A 17,793-nucleotide genomic window follows, 5' to 3' on the forward strand; every position below is an offset into this window, starting at 1 on the left:
AAGATCAAACCTCCTTGAAAGAGCCCAGACAGCTGTACATTTTAGATTCTAGAAACTGGACTCTGAGCCGACAAACTGGATGTCGACAGCGGTATGCACATCAAACTGCAGTTCATTCTTAACATACTGGTTCCAGACAGGACGAAGTTTTTTCCAGGTTGCAGGATGCCTCCATTCAAGCCGATATCCGAGCGAAAGGATATCCGCCCCATGACGCTTCGCCTTATGCAACGCAGAAGTTAGGTATGCAGTAATCTGTTCATTGACGGCTTGTTCGATATCCTTAACACTGAGGACATCTTTTACTTTTAATACGGGAATCACGGAGATCAATTCAGCCTTCCCTGTAAGATGAATGGTGAAAAAAGGCTCGCCATTCCGGAGCTCAGCTTGTATCTTGGACTTCATATCAAACAGTGACATACTAGCCTTTTGTTTGCGTGTACGCACGGATAGTGTCAATGTATCCAGTTTCTCTGAAGCCCAGGCCACCCCGCGAGCCTCTTGCTCTGTCAGCGTATCAACCATTCGCATCTGCCTGAAAACAGCGCCACCAATCTGGCTGACCCACTTTTTAGTTTCGCCTTCTTCGCTCGCCATAGGTTTTATCCGGGAGTCTAATATGGAGGCGGCAAATCCTTGATTCATTTTGTCAGCGGCAAGGATGTTCAGCATCTGTGTCTTTAACAAATTTTCCTCGGTGGAAAACTCCCGTAACACATCGCTGGGGGTTTCCTCAAAAACAGGTGTCAAATCGGAGATGTCTTTGGCTTTGCCTTGGGCAACCATGGCGTAACTGCTTAGATGAAAGAGTGGCTGGCGTGAAATCCAGGCCATCGTGTCATCAATTCCCTCCCGTGCATAATCTTGTCCAAAGACAATTACACGAGTATGCCCCCATGAAATTTTCCGCGTTAAATCCGTCTGAATTTTCTCGATAGCATCAGCAATGGTGGGCGCAGTTGCGGAAACCGATGCATAAGGAGCTTTACCTGTTCCGCTTCCTTCGGGAGACAGACGATTGGGCAGGGGCATGCTTAGCGTGACCTCGATCTCCCCTGGATTGTCTGTGGTATCAACAAAAAGAGTGGTTATAAAGGTGCGTTCATTAATTTCTACTTTGGACCAGCACCCGGTGCAGACGATGCAAAACATGCAGATTAGTCCAAGTTTTAGTGACCACTGCTGGATATTCGTATCTTTCGCAGCCCTGATGTTTCTCATGTCGTATCCTGCCGTGGTTCATTATCCGGTGTGTAAGCCTGGGTTCTTTTTTTCATGCCGAACCAAGGGACACGAATAAATGTATCTTTGAGATCTCGCAAGACGAAAGGAGCAAAGGGTTGCATATAGGGAACGCCGAACGAGCGAAGACTCACCATGTACCAATAGATCAGGTAGACAGAGATGACCACCCCGAACAAACCAAGGGTACCGCCCATAAGTAACACTGGAAAACGCAGTAACCTGAAAGCTAGCCCGAGCTCGAAATGCGGAATGATAAACGAGGCGATGCCCGTAATCGAAACGATAATGACTAGAGGTGCAGAGACAATGCCCGCCTGAACAGCGGCCTGTCCCACCACGATTCCACCAATAATGGACACCGTTTGCCCCAGTGGCTTTGGAATACGTATTCCGGCCTCCCGCAGCCCTTCAAACGTAATTTCCATCAGAAGTGCTTCAACCAGCGCCGGGAACGGGATATTCTCTCTAGCCGATGCAATGGTAATTAACAAGTTGGTGGGGATGATCTCCGGATGAAAAGTCGTGACCGCCACATAGGCTGAGGGTAGCAAGAAAGCGACGATGGCAAACAATAAACGAATCAGCCGAATAAACGTAGCGGAATGAAACCGCTGATAATAGTCCTCGGATGATTGCATCAGAGAGAAGAACGTAACCGGAATAAGCAGGGAGAAGGGAGTACCATCTTGCATTACAGCGATCCGTCCTTCAACCAAAGCGGCCGCAACCGAGTCGGGCCGTTCCGTATATTGATATTGTGGAAAAGGAGAGAGCGGATGATCTTCAAGGAATTCAGAGAGGTAACTCACGCCCAGACTACTATCCATGTTGATTTCACCTAGACTCGTCAATACATTTTCCAAAATATCAGGTTTGCACAGTCCTTGAATGTAGATTACATATACTTCAGTTTTTGTATATTTTCCGATGCTGAATTGAATCATCTTGAGATCAGGGTGTTTGATCTTGTGACGTAACAGCGACATGTTTACGTGGATATCTTCGATAAAAGCTTCTTGCGGGCCAACGACAACGACTTCATTGGTGGATTCGGGAACAGAACGTTTTTGATAACTAGGTATAGAAAAAACAAGCATGCTTGACATGCCTTCCAGCCACAGTGCAACATTCCCGGAAACAAGGTCATTCACAACAAGTTCCGCAGTATCCGCGAGCCTATTTTCGATTGAAAAAAAAGTCCCGCTTACGATCTGGCCGATTAAGTCGGAGCCGACCTCGGTTCGTACAGCCGCTTCAAGCAATGGTTTGACAATCGCTTCCCGTAGGACCTGGTTATCAATAATGGATTGAATGTAGAGCACGGTACAGGAAACGGGCCCAATCTGAAGTGGCTGGTACATCATATCGGATACACCGATAAGTCTGGACTGTACTTGCAAGAGCATGTTTTCTTTCATAGAGCTTTCCTCCTGACTGCAAGATGAAACAGCATCTGTCAGTGAACAACGATCACTATAGTGTGCAACAATTGGGTAGAAATATACTTTATGCCTGGCATGTTTCGGGAAAGGGGACATAAATGCAAACTTTACTCCTGTTGATGAATGGGGGAAAGGTATGATTTCTTTTACAATGAACTTAAGGAAGATTTGATTCGATGGATGTGTATCGTAAGCAAATGAATGAAGTGAAAGAGGGGGAAAAAGTACGTGGAAAATACAAAGAGAATGACAATTAAAATTAGACAAGCGACTTTAAATGATATTTCGGAAGTATCGAGGCTTTTTAATGAGTACCGCATATTTTATGGTCAACATTCGGATCTAGAGGCAGCGACCTTTTTCATTAAAGAACGAATGAGTAAGCAAGAATCAATGATTTTTGTTGCTGAGTGTAACGAAGGGAGAGAAGAAGGTTCAGTCGCAGACACAGTCATGGGTTTGGTACAGATTTATCCCAGTTATAGTTCCGTCTCGATGGGACTGATCTGGATTCTCAACGACCTGTTCGTGGACTCAACATATCGGCAGCAGGGGATAGCCCGAAAGCTGATGCAGGCCGTGATGAAGCAAGCGAAGAAACAGCAGATTCTTCGTATTGTACTTTCTACGGCGATCAGCAATCGGCAGGCACAAGCATTATATGAATCCGAAGGATATACACAGGATCAGAGCTTCATGTATTATGAATGTAACGTCGAGCGTGAACATGAATCCTGATTAAAATGCTATAGATCATCTGGTATTGTCGGGATGAGGAGGGATAACCAGATATGATGCAGTGGATTGCGATGATTACGATGTTGATAGATCATATCGGAGCTGTGTTTTTTCCACATGTGGTTGAACTGAGAATCATCGGTCGTATTGCTTTTCCAATCTATGCCTTTGCCGTATTTATCGGCTACAAGCATACACGTAATGTTCAGAAATACATATGGCGGTTATTCTGGATCGCAGTGATTTCCCAAGTTCCGTTTATGGCTGCGTTTAATCATTTTTCATTAAATGTGGTCTGGACCCTGTGGTCGGCACTGCTTGTTCTGCTGGCCCTAGATAAGCTTCCTTCGAAGCTGATTAGTATCCCGATTGCGATCGGGGCGGGATGGTTAATGGAATGGTCACATATGGATTATGGTATGTATGGCCTGCTTCTCGTGCTGTTATTCCGTTATTTCAAAGGGCCGATGCTGGTTATGGCACATGTTATATTAAATGCCTTTTACCTGATGCTGCACCATAGTTTTCTGCAGATGTACAGCGTAATTGCAACAACTGGTATTGCCATCGCACAGTACTACCAAGCAGGTTTCCGTTTGAAAGGACCCCGGTGGATCTGGCGTTATTTCTATCCGGCTCATCTTGCTATCATTGCAATAATCCGCTGGCTATAGTTTTTGTGATGCAAAGATAGCGTATAAAGGGGAACGTTATGATGACGGGCTAGCCATTTTTGACTCATCTTTATGCAAAAAAGCCACTTATCGCCGTAACGCGATAAAGTGGCTTTTGCTTTATTAATTTCTATTGATATCGTTATCCAACATATCGTTTAATCTGCAACCGTGGTTGTACCATAATTCGGACGAATTGCTGCTGGGAAATAACCGATCTGAACCGCATAGCCCAGCATGGTATGAATGAATCGCTCATCGGTCTTGGCGCAGAAGATTCCTGCTGGTTCGACATAAGCCGTTGTTACCGGCGATGCATACGCATATGCTGAATCCTTCGCTCCGTCACCTTCCAACTGAGCGATCGCAAGTTGCAGAGCTTCTGGCTCTTTGGCAATGGTTGTATCAAACAGCCAGTGGTGATAGTCTTCAAACGGCATCGTTTCGACATCGTAACCTGCACGTTTCACGGCTTCTACTAAGGCATCATACCGGATCGGCTCCGGATTACAGATGTGGAACACACGTCCAGCCGTATCCTGACGTAAGGCCAGATGCACGATTGCTTCGCTGGCATAATTGATCGGGGTAAAGTCCATCAGCCAGTCCGCGGCAGGCGCTTTGCCCAGCAATAACATTGCTTTGATCATGCGGTAGATCGCATTGCTATCGATATTGGTCTGAAAACGACCCGTACGAGAATCACATGTCAGGTTGCCTGCACGGTAGATACTGACTGGCACGCCTTCTTCTGCGGCGGTCATGAGTACTTTCTCCGCTTCGAGCTTACTGTCGGAGTAAACGTTGTCCACATGTAAATCTTCCGGGAAACGGTCATATTGCAATGTCGATTCCCATTGTCCACTGAGGGCCAGATCTTCGGGTATGCCCATCGTTGATATGTGATGGAACGAAGCCCCTTTTTTGTTACGTATCAGGTCTAACAGAGCAACTGTGCCTTCGACATTGGTTTTAGCGAACTGCGCCGCCTCCCCGAAATGACGAACATCAGCCGCGCAGTGAATGATACGGTCAATCCTTGACTCAAGCAACGATTGTTGCTCAGCGTCAAGACCCAGGTTCTTTTCCTCCAAATTCCCCTCAACAATCACAACACGATCTTCAAGCTGGTCAGCAAGTTGTTTGCCGAAATAACCTTGCATCACTTTGCTTAAACGTGCCATTGCTGTCGTGCCATCGCTTGGGCGACGAACAAGCGCGTAGATCCGTGCCGAAGACGTCACAATTAACTGTTGCAGTACATGTGAGCCCAGATAACCGGTCGCACCCGTCAATAGCACATGCTCAGGCTGAAGAATGTTCGGATATCCAAGCTGTGTAGACAGTTCCACCGGATGTTCGGAAAGTTGCGTGATGATGCCATTTGCAGTGGTTGTCCGTTTCGCTGGTTCACGTTGCTCCGTTAAAAGTATGGCTCGGCGAGCAAGAGCACGAATTGTTTTTTCTGCAAAGAAATCAGCGATTTTCAGCTGCGGATAATGTGGTTTCAGAAGAACCAGTACATGGATGACTCGCAGGGAGTCGCCACCAATACTGAAGAAACTGTCTTCGACACCAAACTCTTCGTGTTGTAAAATCTCCTTCCAAGCATGGAAGAGTATAGATTCCGTTTCTGTCTCGGGCATCACGCGGTCTGGCTGATCGGTATGACGTTCAGCATGTGGCATGGACACCATGGCCTTACGGTTGATTTTCCCTGTTGGGGCAATAGGCATCTCATCCAGCTGGCAAATCCATTTGGGTACGAAGTACGATGGAAGTTTCTCTGAAAGTGTTGCTTTGATATCCGTTACGGAAAGGGTGCTTCCATCTTTGGACGTAAAGTAACCCACGAGCATGTTTTGGCCGTCCGCTTCCTTCTTTGCAATAACGGCAACATCCTGGATCTGTTCCAGTCTGGCCAGATGATCTTCGATTTCACCGATTTCGATTCGGTGACCCCGAATTTTCAGCTGAGAGTCACTGCGTCCCACATATTCCAGTAATCCGGTATCCAGCATTTTGGCAATATCCCCGGACTTGTAGATTTTCTCACCAATCGCAAACGGATTATCAATAAAGGATTGCTCTGTGCGCTCCGGCAGGTTCAAGTACCCTTTGGCAAGTGCAGGAGTTGCGATATACACTTCGCCTGGTACGCCTACAGGGCATAGCTGGTGTTCTTCGTTGACAATGTATACTTTGTAATTATGAATAGGTCTGCCAATCGGAATATTAACAACGTGTCCCGGGACCTGTTCACTAATCCGGTGTGTCGTGGTGGCCACGGTGCATTCTGTTGGCCCATATACATTAACGATGTCAATCTGATTGCCAAATTTGCGTTGGAAAGCCCGAACCTGCTCCCCGTAGAGAGCTTCTCCAGCTACGGTGATGATACGCACTTTTTCCAGTTTATGAAAGCCTTCATCTGACAGATAAGAGGCCAGTTGATTAAAGAAAATCGTTGGCAATATCGTAATAATGGTCGTCCCTGTTCTTTGGATTGCACTTGCAAACTCTTCAATAGATACTCGTTCTTCCGCCGACAACAGATAAAGCTCGGCTCCATAGAACAGAGCACCGATCGTATCCCATACGGATGCATCGAAGCTGTATGTGGCAAACTGCGTTAATACATCGCCAGGTTGAATGTCGCAGTCACGCTGTACAACACTGCCCAGATTGGTGACACCCCGGTGAGCGATCAGTGCGCCTTTCGGTCTGCCAGTAGAGCCTGAAGTATAGATGACGTAAGCGAGATCATCAGGTTTGATATCCAAGTTCGGATTGCTGGCAGCAAATCCTGCAAGTCGTCCGTCCACGGAAAGAATGTGACGTACCGTAGAAATGCCGGAAAACAATGCTTTAGCTTGATCGAACGAGGCTTCTGTTGTCAGTACAAACGGAGAAGCCGTATCTTCGACAATGTAACTGTTCCGTTCTTGCGGATGTTCGGGATCAATCGGCACGTAGGCACCGCCTGCTTTAAGAACACCGAGCAACGAGATAATCGTATCCAGGCTGCGATCCATAAAAATACTTACAAATTCACCTTGCTTTAATCCGTTGGATATTAACACGCGAGCAACCTGATTCGCGCGTTCATTTAATTCCCGGTACGTATAACTCGCTGAAAGTGAGGTAATCGCCGGAGAATTCGGGTATGCCGCAGCGACGGCTTCAAACCAGCCATGGATGGTCGGATGCGCTGGCTCAAGTACCGCGGTGTCATTCATTTCCCGATAGAGCAATCGGTCTGAAGCAGTCAGTATGTCTACTGCACCGATTGCTTTGTGATCATCACGCAAGAGAGCGAGAAGTAATGTTTGAAAATACTCCGCATATCGCAATATCGTTGATTCTTGTAACAACGAACGGTCATAAAACAGATCGAGAATCATCTCGTTCTGATCATAACGCACGTTCCAATTCATCACCTGAGGTGCCTGAGGCAACTGGACACTGTTTAGCATAAACAGTGTCTCAGGATATCCTCCGGTTTGTTGTGTATAAGGAATCTGAAGTTGCCGTGTAATCTGTTCGAATAATTCACTGAAAGTTGTCTTGCCCTGAAGCTCTAATGAAAGATAAGAAGCTGCCTGATCCGGAGCAAGTACTCCAATCGCGAGCTCCTCTTCAGCAGACAATCGGAATAACAAGGCTGCATAAGCTGAAAGGAATGCAGGGTACACCATCTGTTCCCCAAACTTCTGATTAAGTTCACGACTCAATGACGCTTTCAATGTAATATGAGTAGACTCATAAGAGAATGTTTGCTGGCGACGTCCATAATCCAACGGAATCTGAAGAACAGGCAAGCCAGATTCCACGGAGTGGGAGAAAGATTGGTTTTCAATCACTTCAGGTATCCTCCTTGGTTGAAACCGAGTGTTAGTTATTTTTTTATTGCTGTTTGCTTACATTGAAATGAGAAATCAATTCCTGTAGTTCTTCAGACATATCGTTGAGTCGAGTAGAGGAGTCTACCAACGTAATCAGAGAAGCCTTTTGCTCGTCTACAGATACAGAGATCTTTTCACTGCTATCAGCTGTCTTGCTTACACTTGCAGACAAGTCATCCGCTGTTGCGGTCATCTCTTCTGTGCCTGCTGAAATTTCCTGGGTTGCACTTGAAACTTCCTGGATTTGGTGGGATACCTTTTTCGCTGCTTCCAGGATTTCATCAAATAATTGACCGGTTTGATCCGCTACGGAGAGACCTGTATCTACTTCAGAAGTACCTTGTTCCATGGCTTGTACAGCTTGTTTAATACCGGCCTGAATCTCTTGAATCAATACGCCAACCTGACTGGTTGCCTGTTCGGACTGTTCGGCGAGCTTACGTACTTCGCCAGCAACTACCGCAAAACCTCTTCCTTCTTCACCTACACGAGCCGCCTCAATGGATGCATTAAGAGCAAGCAAATTAGTTTGGCTTGAGATCCCCGAGATTATGTTCAGAATATCACCGATTTCCTGTGAACGGCTCTCCAGCACTTCGATCGCTGAAGCTGTATTTTTCACAGATTGCGTAATCAGGTTCATTTGCTCGGATACCTGACGAACTACAGTATTACCTTGTTGTGAACGACGCTCCATCTCATAGGCTTCGTCCGCAACACTTGCGGAACTACTCGCAATGGTCTGGATTACGGTAGCCATCTCGGACATTGCGCGTGCACTATCACGGGTAGCCTGTTCTTGTGAACGGATGTTTGTACTAATATGAGTAACGTTATTGTTAATGGAGTCTGCATTTTCACTGTTGCGCTCAGAGACTTCATAGAGTTCCTTCGCAGACTGGTTTACTTCCTGGGAGGTCATTTGCACTTTAACGATCGTGTCGTTGATACGGCGTACCATGACATTGAATTTTTCGTTTACAAGTCCCAGATCGTCTTTTCCTGTCGGGATGTTGACATCCAGATTACCTCTGCTGACTTCATCGATGCCTTTGATCAGATGACGAATCGGAGAGAGGGTATTTTTCACGACAAGATATTGAATAATGAGGAACAGAAGCAAGAACGCTACCAGAATAATAACTCCATTTAATAACAAGGAATTCAGACCTTTTGGAACTGCGCTGGCATCCGCATCCACAGCGAAGTATGCAAAAATTTTGCCGTTGCTGTCTTTGATCGGATAAGCAATGGTCGTCCAGGTTCCGAAGTCATCGGAATAAAAGGTGGTGAACGTTGGACGATCGGTATTTAGCATCTCTTTCAGAGCATTGGCTACAACGACAGGTTGTTCGTACATATCGCCAATATTTACATTGTCGCTCTGAAAAGCCTCTCTCAGGTTTGTTGGCATCGCAACAAGGGAAGTTAACCGTTTGTTGTCGCCGCCAAGCTCCACACCGAAGATATAGGCTTGTGCAATGTTAGGATAATATTTTTGCATTTCGTCGAAATAAGCTCTTAGTTTCGTCTGAGCAGTACCTTCGTAGCTGCGCTCTGTAATTGCAGTTTGTACATCTGCCGCATTGATATCTTGAGCCCACTTTTTCGTAATCTGCGCTACTTGTCCATGCAGTTGATCAACCAGAATCGTTCTTTGGAAGTAATAACTGCTTGCAATCAGAGCCACGCCAATAATGATGATGTTGGTAAATGAGAGCAATAGGTTCTTAGAGAAAAACGACATGTTTTTCCAACTCAATGATTTCACTAAACTCCACTCCTGATCTTCTGTAAATTAAAAATCTGTAAGATGCGCTTTTGGAGCAAAAAGTTACTTCATTCTGTCATCTCCTTCTGAAGGGAAAGTGCGACAATGGTCTTGGTTTTCTTAGTCACTATGCAAGACTTATGTACCTTTTGAAACCAGTGTGTCTAATTATTAAAACACATCTATATCTATTATGTCGTGTAAAATGTCGTTAATTTGAATAGTTTTGTTAAAACTTTTTTAATATTTTACGTATTTATGGACATATCTTTCTTTTTATAGGTAATTAGTACTGTTTATTTTTAAAAATTGCCATTTTTTAGTTTCATTCTGTATTCTATAACATAGCGGGAAAAATTACACCATTTATCATCAGAAAGCCGATCTTAATCTGTTCAGGAAGCTTGGATATACATCGGATGAGGTTTTATCTATAATAACTACATAATGGTTTATACAAATTAATGAGCAGGCGGGGGTTAAATAATGAATCTGAAGCAGATTGCAGCAGAACATGCGGCAGCGTTCGTTGAAGATGGAATGAAAGTTGGTTTGGGCACAGGCTCAACCGCATATTATGCGATATGTCGAATTGGGGAGCGGGTTCGGGAAGGTCTGAACATTCAGGCAGTAGCTACCTCAGAGGCTTCAGACAAGCTGGCACGAGAATGGGGTATTCCGATTATTCCTTTTGACCAGATTGGACGACTAGATCTGACGATTGACGGGGCGGATGAAGTGGATCCGGATTTTAACCTGATCAAAGGCGGTGGCGGAGCTCTATTGCGTGAAAAAATAGTGGCAGCAAATAGCGATAAGCTGATCATTGTTGCTGACGGTAGCAAGGCTGTACAAAAACTGGGGAAATTCCCTTTACCGGTCGAGGTTGTACCCTTTGCATCGGAATGGACTTTTCAGGCGCTTGAGAACATGGGATGTCAGCCGGAGTGGCGGATGGATGGGCAAAAACAATACCTTACGGATAACGGAAATCTGATTGCAGACTGCCATCTGGGGGCCATTGCCGATGCTTCCGAACTTAACGTACAACTGAATATGTTACCAGGTGTCGTGGATAATGGACTATTTGTGAAGATGGCGGACGTTGTGATCATTGCCAAAGAAGACGGCACTATCGACGAACTTCACCGTCCGTAACGAATTTGACGGAAAGTTGGTGTCATGATCTAGAATGAGAGAATTTCCCCTTAGAGATGATGAGCTTGTTCTTCGAATCGTGGAGCAAGATGACCTTACTGAACTTTATGAGCTGATTTATAAGGATGACAATCCCGAATGGAAAAAGTGGGATGCACCTTATTATCCGCTGGAGCATGAGCCATACGAGCGTTTTGTGCAGCATACACTTGCACGGTTGGAAGCAGATCAAAAAGCAGGGCGGCCAGCATCCCTTCGAATCATTGAGGCAGACGGAGAAATCGTTGGAATGATCAGTTATTATATTGAAGATCCGTTATCGATGTGGCTTGAGATGGGAATTATCATCTACAAATCTTCTCGATGGGGGAGGGGGATCGGTACACGTTCACTTTATATGTGGTCAGGTCATTTATTTGAAAATCTGCCCATCGTGAGGGTTGGACTGACTACGTGGTCTGGTAATGAGCGAATGATGCAGGCTGCAACAAAGATCGGACTGCAAATCGAGGGGCGGATGCGGAAGTGCCGGCTCGTTCTTGGAGAGTATTATGATTCAATTCGGATGGGCATGCTCCGCGAGGAGTGGGAGCAGAAGTTATCCGGTGAAACGGACGGAAATGTATATAACTGATGGAGGATTATAGAAATGCTGAAAACGGAGGATAACCGGGAGTTGTCATTGCAATTGTTTGTGGTTCTTATTCGCGCATACAATTCAGTGACATCACGTTCCAATCGGGACATCCAAAGCCATGGACTCAATTCCACAGAATTCGGAGTACTTGACTTGTTATATCATAAAGGACCACAGGCTTTGCAAAAGATCGGTGAAAAAGTATTGATGTCTAGTGGCAATATTACGTATGTTGTTGACAAGTTACAAAACAAGAATTTGCTTTTTCGGCGTCCCTCCAAGGAGGATCGCCGGGTTATATATGCGGAATTGACGGAAGAAGGGAAACAGTTATTCACGCAAATATTTCCACAGCATCATCAAGTCATTATTGACATTCTGGAGGGGCTTGAACCATCCGAAAAAGTTGAGGCGATACGCCTACTTAAGAAACTAGGGCTTGCTGCAGAAGGCAAAACGGACCTGCGTATATAACGTGGATCCGTTTTTTTTGTGTCTTCAACATACCTCGGATACTGGCTATATGGCTTGCGTATAGCTACATAATATAGGAAGATTGTTTTATATCATCGAAATGATATAGAACTCTTCATGTATACTAGATTAGTAGAGTTTCCTAAACGGAATGATATACATGATATAGATTTATGCGGCACAGGATGCAGGGCAAAGGAGGAATGCGTCGATGAGTCATCGGGAGGCCGGAGAACGTTTACTTCAAGATGCAGAAATCTTGGCTGAGAAAATAACCGAAATGCAGTATCGGTTGCAGCCCGACTTAATGGAACGTTTCGGTCCAATTGGAAAAATAAGAACCAAGCAGGACTCACAGTACAGTCTGAGCTATCTGGCAGAAAGTGTGCTTGTGAAAAGTCCCGGTTTGTTCACTCACTATATATCGTGGTTAAAAGTTCTGCTTGCCGGCTATCAGGTATCTGCGGAAGATCTGGAAATGAATCTTCAGTTGATTAAAGAGGCGTTAAATGAAGAAATCGAACAACCTCACCGTGAGTTTCTGTTGGAATATCTGGAGATGGGGATCGATGTAATGAAGCATATGGATACCCAGGCCAGCTTTATTCATGCATCCATGCCCTACGGGCTCGAAGCAAAGACGTATTTGCAACATTTGCTAGATAATAATCGCAAGGAAGCTTTCGAAATTGTAGAGTCAGAACTGAATGATGGTGCAACGATCCGCGATATGTATCGCTACATTTTTCAGCCTGTTCAATACGAGATCGGCCGGTTGTGGCAACGGGGACAGATTAGTGTTGGTCAGGAACACTTTTGCACAGCAGCAACACAATCCTTTATTTCTCGTTTGTACTCCAGATGGCTGATTGGACCGAATAAGGGAAAAAAACTGGTTGCAGCCTGTGTGGGGAGTGAACAGCACGAGATTGGGTTACGCATGCTTACAGATGTATTCGAAATGGAAGGCTGGGATACGTATTATCTTGGAGCCAATGTTCCAAATGGAAGCATTGTGGAAGCGATCAAGCGACATGAGAGTGATGTAATAGCGATTTCGGTGACGATGACTTATCATCTTCATCTGGCTAAAGAGTTGATTGAACGTATTCGTAACCATGCAGAAACGGCTCATGTCAAAGTGATGGTTGGCGGTTATCCGTTTAATATAGACAAAGAATTATGGCGAACAGTCGGTGCTGATGGTTATGCACCTGGAGCAGAAGAGGCTGTTGCTATCGCTGAGCGTCTGCTTAATCATCCGGTGTCGCTTGACAATGTAAGTACGGCAAGTGAATAGGAAAGGGATGAAGGGATGCCGAGTGACAATGAAGAGATACAGAGACTGCGTAAAACGATTGAGCAGTTATCTGACCAACTGATTCGAAGCAAGGAGCAAGAGGAACGCACTCTTTCAGCATTTTCTGATATGAATAATGAGCTTGTGACGCTTCAGCGGCAACTTTCCAAGAACAATGCGGGTCTTGAGTCAGCACGTCAGAAGGCTGTAGCATCTGACGAATCCAAAAGTGCTTTTATGGCGGTCATCAGCCACGACTTTCGGACACCGTTAAACGGAATATTGGGGATGGCTGAGTTGTTAACGTTATCGCCTTTATCGGAGGAGCAGAAGGATTCAGTCATTGTTATCCAGGAGGCAGCCAAGCTTTTGCTTAAATTAATTCAGGATCTTCTGGATTTTTCCAAGCTTGAAGCAGGTCAATTGCGTCTTGAACAAGGAGAGGTAAAGCTCCAAGAGATTATGGATTACATCTTGCGTCTGCTTAAGCCCCAGATTGATAAGAAAAGAAATCGCATGATCATGGATTGTGACCCAGAAGTCGCCGCCGTGCTTGAAGGAGATTCTACCCGAATTACACAAATACTGATTAACCTGATTCAGAACGCAAACAAATTCACTACCGATGGATCTGTTAAGGTGGAAGTTAAGCTTGTAAGGCAGCAGGCACGCACTCAGCTTGTACGCTTCGAGGTGCATGATACGGGAATTGGTATTTCAGAAGAAGATCAAATAAGTTTGTTCGAACCCTATATGCAGACAGAGCAGGGACGTTCGAAAGAGTATGAGGGTACAGGTCTTGGTTTATCGATCTGCAAGTCACTTGTTCAATTAATGAACGGAGAGATCGGAATCAGGAGTAAGGAAGGGGGAGGTTCCACTTTCTGGTTTGAGCTTGAACTTGGGCTGCACATGGTGGAAAGCAAAGAGAGTGCCCAGTTAACGGTAGATGACGAAACTTCGAACCTTACAAATGATGCCAAAAACAATGTTGGTGATGCAACGAAGAACAGCTCTAAGGATGCACCTGAGCAAGATGCTCGCACCTTGCCCATTCTACTGGCTGATGATAATGTTATTAACCGTCAGCTTGTTCAACTGCAACTCAAAAAGCTGGGTTTTACTAAACTCGAATGTGTATCCAGTGGGGAAGAAGCTGTGAATGCGTTTCGCAATAAAACATATAGTCTGATTTTGATGGATAGTATGATGCCCGTTATGGACGGGATTGAAGCAACACGCCAGATTCGTGCAATAGAGCAGGATGAGATGCGTCCATCGACGCCGATTATTGCAATGACAGGCAATGTAATGCAAAGTGAGAAGGACAAGTGTTATGAGGCTGGAATGAATGACTTTATCGGTAAGCCATTTACCTTAGAGGTGCTCGATACGACCATTCGGAAGTGGCACTCGGCATCGAAACCTGTACAGATTCTGAATATGGACGTTGTCCGTGAGATTGCTGAATTAAATACGGATGGGAGCCAAACGTTGCTCAGTATGTTGCTGGATATGTACCGGGCGGAAACGCCAGGTAAAATTGAGGACTTGCGCAGACATGTTGTTTCAGCCGATCATAAGGCGGCGGCCGAGACTGCCCACGACTTGAAATCAGGAAGTCTAAGCCTCGGAATTAGTTATCTCTCAACGTTGTTCAGCCAGATTGAGAAATACGCGAAACAGGAACTAACCCATCAAGCAGAACCACTGCTTGATAAGCTACTTCCCGCGTACCAGGCTGCTTGCGGAGCGCTGCAGCAGGCTAATAAAAGTTGAAGCATGCTAGGTTATGACGGCATTATAATTGATTTAAATATGGAGTCGCTTTAACTCATAGACTGAAATGGAGGATTTTTTACATGATATTTTACGGGCTGGCGGCTCTCATCATCATCATCATCATAGCTCTGCTGTGGGTTGGAGGACTTTATTTCTTCAAGACAGCGATTCGGCGTACGCCGAAAACATTTTTGGCGGATAACCCCAATCTTAAGACGGAAGTGGAAGATGAACTGATCAGTACGGTTGCTGATTTACAATGGCTTGATGCTCAGGATACCAAGACCGTTACCATCCAGTCTCAAGATGGATTGAGACTCTCTGGCATCTGGCTTCCTTCAAAGAACAAGTCTGCAAAGACAGTTATTCTGGCTCATGGCTACTCGGGGAAAGGCAGAGAAATGGCGGGCTTCGCCCGATTTTACGCTGAAACCCTGGGTTATCACGTATTAATGCCGGATGATCGCGGACATGGTCAGAGTGAAGGAGAGGTCATCGGATTTGGCTGGTTAGATCGGAAAGATTATGTTCAGTGGATCGGATGGGTGCTGGGACATGTAGGACTAAATACAGATGTTGTTCTGCATGGCATATCGATGGGAGGTGCGACTGTGCTGATGACAGGCGGGGAAGAGCTGCCTGATCAGGTCAGAGCCATTGTATCGGACTGTGCCTATACATCGGTTGAGGAAGAACTGACATTCCAATTGAAACAGTTGTACAAGCTACCGCCTTTTCCGTTCATTCCGGTGACCAGCTTGATTACAAGATGGAAGGCCGGATACTCATTTAAAGAAGCATCTGCACTGAAGCAACTAGCCAAAGTTAACGTACCGGTGCTCTTCATCCATGGTGAGGCGGACCTGTTTGTACCAACGGAAATGGTGTATCGCTTGTACGAAGTGTGTAAGTCAGAGAAGGAACTGCTGACGATTCCTCGTGCAGGTCACGGAACGGCCTTTCAGGTTGATCGCGAGAAATATAAAGCGGTGCTGGGAGCTTTTTTGCAGAAACATATGCCACTTTGAGACCGGTTCACCGATGGAGGGAGATAGATATGCCACGTTTTTCAAGAGAATGCTCGTATTGTCATCAACCTATGGGAGAAGATGAATTCAAATGTAAGTCGTGCGGCAATATGGTAACGACCAAAACGGCCAAGCCAGATCAGCCATATATGTCGGAGTATGAAGAATCGGCATTGGATCGTTATTCTATGGTGCTGCTCGTGATCATGACGATATTTTTTGCGCCCATTGCGATGACCATTGGTGGAATACTGTTGTTTAATGACTATGCCAGTAAACGGGATGCGGGGAAAATACTTGTCACGGCCAGTTTAATTATGATAGTAATTTATATGATTCTTTTCTTCGCTTTTAGGTGAACGTTACTGTAAAGGTCTAAATCCATTGCAGGAGGTAACTGAATGCGGGAAGAACAATTTGAGGCTGCTCGTCAAGCAGAAGCGGGATATCATTCTAACTTTTATAAAAACAATGAATTGTTTGAAGACGGAACATGGATGTCCAGACCCATGCCTATGGTGATGGAGATGTTGGAACGTTTGCTTGTTCATAAACAGGAATTACGTGTACTTGACCTGGGATGTGGTGTGGGCAGACATACGATTCCGATTGCACAACGTCTTGCAGATACAAACAGCGAGGTTATTGGCGTGGATCTGTTGGATGAAGCGGTAGACGGACTTCGCAAGTATGCGAAACAGTATGAGGTGGATCACATCGTTCAGGCCGAAAAAGCAGATGTTGAGCATTACCGGATTCAACCGAAAGCTTTCGACTTTATTGCGGCTTGTTCCTGTCTCGAACACACATCTAGCAAAGAGGCTTTTCTTGAAACAGTGGAACGATTAAAAGAGGGAACCCGGCTCGGAGGTATCCATTGTATTACGATGAGTACCAGTGTGGAAGAAAAAGAAATCCAGACAGGCCGTCAGATTGAGCCATTGATTGAATTGAACCTGCCGACATCCGAAGTCATTGCTTTACTGGAACAGGCCTACGAGGGCTGGAACATTCTGTTTCAGGAGCATGTAACCCAGACGATCCAAGAAGAGAAGTATGATGAACCGACAGAGTTTCGTTGCGAGTTGCTTCGGTTTGCTGTGCAGAAAGACTAAATACTTAATTGGAGGAATTGTTTTGTTGAAAAATTTGAAGCCACGATTGCAGGAGCCGGAAGTCCAGGAGCTGCTCTCTTACGCTGTATTCCCAGACCCGGATCAGGTTAATGAAACGGTACAGCAATATGTGACACAAAGTAACCTGTTTCTGACGGGGTATGAGGATGAAGAACAGCTGGTTGGTCTAATTGGCTATGAACATACGGGAGCGAGCGAAATTACCATTCGCCATATTGCAGTTCTGCCCGAGAACCGTTTCAAAAATTATGGGCGGGGCATGATTTCACAGCTTCTTGCAGAGTACAATCCGGATACTTTGATCGCAGAGACAGATCAGGAAGCGGTGGAGTTTTACCGAAACACGGGATTTGTCGTCTATAGTCTCGGTGAACTGTATCCAGGCGTGGAGAGATTCCGCTGTGTGCTTGAGAAAGAGGACGATGAGCAGGAAGCTTAGCAAGGGATGTGCTTTAAAACGTTTTGCGTATAATCATATACGATTAAATCAGATAGGATAT

At 45.4% G+C, this 17,793-nt stretch carries 15 protein-coding genes; 11 read left to right on the forward strand and 4 right to left on the reverse strand.

Translation table 11 applies throughout. The features are described 5' to 3' along the window. Positions 1–48: 48 nt before the first annotated feature. Positions 49–1,224 (reverse strand): Ger(x)C family spore germination protein, encoded by a 1,176-nt coding sequence (locus ACT89M_RS10765; RefSeq protein WP_154886448.1) that lies wholly within the window; start codon positions 1,222–1,224, stop codon positions 49–51. Then, a complete protein-coding gene (locus ACT89M_RS10770; protein ID WP_154886446.1) occupies positions 1,221–2,666 on the reverse strand; it encodes a spore germination protein in 1,446 nt (481 codons plus the stop codon). Before ACT89M_RS10770 ends, ACT89M_RS10765 begins: the two co-directional genes overlap by 4 nt. 270 nt (positions 2,667–2,936) lie before the next feature. On the opposite strand from ACT89M_RS10770, the gene ACT89M_RS10775 reads away from it, so the two are divergent. Continuing rightward, positions 2,937–3,428 (forward strand): GNAT family N-acetyltransferase, encoded by a 492-nt coding sequence (locus tag ACT89M_RS10775; protein WP_154887396.1) that lies wholly within the window; start codon positions 2,937–2,939, stop codon positions 3,426–3,428. Between the two features lie 53 nt (positions 3,429–3,481). Next, positions 3,482–4,102 carry a TraX family protein gene (locus ACT89M_RS10780; RefSeq protein ID WP_253495521.1) on the forward strand — a complete coding sequence of 207 codons (621 nt, stop codon included), beginning with the start codon at positions 3,482–3,484 and terminating at the stop codon, positions 4,100–4,102. Between the two features lie 158 nt (positions 4,103–4,260). Here the strand turns inward: ACT89M_RS10780 and ACT89M_RS10785 are convergent, their stop codons facing one another. Next, a complete protein-coding gene (locus ACT89M_RS10785; protein ID WP_308722051.1) occupies positions 4,261–7,965 on the reverse strand; it encodes a non-ribosomal peptide synthetase family protein in 3,705 nt (1,234 codons plus the stop codon). Between the two features lie 43 nt (positions 7,966–8,008). Beyond that, entirely contained in the window at positions 8,009–9,754 is a 1,746-nt protein-coding gene (locus ACT89M_RS10790; protein WP_090923961.1) for a methyl-accepting chemotaxis protein, read from the reverse strand. A 510-nt stretch (positions 9,755–10,264) separates the two neighbouring features. Between ACT89M_RS10790 and rpiA the strand changes: the two genes are divergently transcribed. The 9 genes from rpiA (at position 10,265) to ACT89M_RS10835 (ending at position 17,732) form a co-directional block, all read left to right on the forward strand. Further along, complete coding sequence (rpiA, locus tag ACT89M_RS10795; protein WP_154886442.1) at positions 10,265–10,936, forward strand: ribose-5-phosphate isomerase RpiA; 672 nt, start codon at positions 10,265–10,267, stop codon at positions 10,934–10,936. Positions 10,937–10,970: 34 nt separating this feature from the next. Beyond that, positions 10,971–11,570 carry a GNAT family N-acetyltransferase gene (locus ACT89M_RS10800; RefSeq protein WP_154886440.1) on the forward strand — a complete coding sequence of 200 codons (600 nt, stop codon included), beginning with the start codon at positions 10,971–10,973 and terminating at the stop codon, positions 11,568–11,570. A gap of 15 nt (positions 11,571–11,585) precedes the next feature. Then, on the forward strand, positions 11,586–12,047 hold the full coding sequence (locus ACT89M_RS10805) for a MarR family winged helix-turn-helix transcriptional regulator (protein WP_123064387.1): 462 nt from the start codon (positions 11,586–11,588) through the stop codon (positions 12,045–12,047). A 211-nt stretch (positions 12,048–12,258) separates the two neighbouring features. Beyond that, positions 12,259–13,347 carry a cobalamin B12-binding domain-containing protein gene (locus ACT89M_RS10810; RefSeq protein ID WP_154886438.1) on the forward strand — a complete coding sequence of 363 codons (1,089 nt, stop codon included), beginning with the start codon at positions 12,259–12,261 and terminating at the stop codon, positions 13,345–13,347. 15 nt (positions 13,348–13,362) lie between these two features. Next, positions 13,363–15,126: an ATP-binding protein gene (locus ACT89M_RS10815; protein ID WP_308722050.1), complete on the forward strand. Its 1,764-nt coding sequence runs from the start codon at positions 13,363–13,365 to the stop codon at positions 15,124–15,126. Positions 15,127–15,209: 83 nt separating this feature from the next. After that, positions 15,210–16,157, forward strand: a complete 948-nt coding sequence (locus ACT89M_RS10820; RefSeq protein WP_308722049.1) for an alpha/beta hydrolase — start codon at positions 15,210–15,212, stop codon at positions 16,155–16,157. Between the two features lie 29 nt (positions 16,158–16,186). After that, positions 16,187–16,516: a hypothetical protein gene (locus ACT89M_RS10825; RefSeq protein WP_154886432.1), complete on the forward strand. Its 330-nt coding sequence runs from the start codon at positions 16,187–16,189 to the stop codon at positions 16,514–16,516. Between the two features lie 42 nt (positions 16,517–16,558). After that, positions 16,559–17,272 carry a class I SAM-dependent methyltransferase gene (locus ACT89M_RS10830; protein ID WP_154886430.1) on the forward strand — a complete coding sequence of 238 codons (714 nt, stop codon included), beginning with the start codon at positions 16,559–16,561 and terminating at the stop codon, positions 17,270–17,272. 22 nt (positions 17,273–17,294) lie between these two features. Further along, entirely contained in the window at positions 17,295–17,732 is a 438-nt protein-coding gene (locus tag ACT89M_RS10835; RefSeq protein ID WP_154886428.1) for a GNAT family N-acetyltransferase, read from the forward strand. The last annotated feature ends 61 nt before the right edge of the window (positions 17,733–17,793 follow it).

The organism is Paenibacillus sp. NN59, assembly GCF_057597225.1.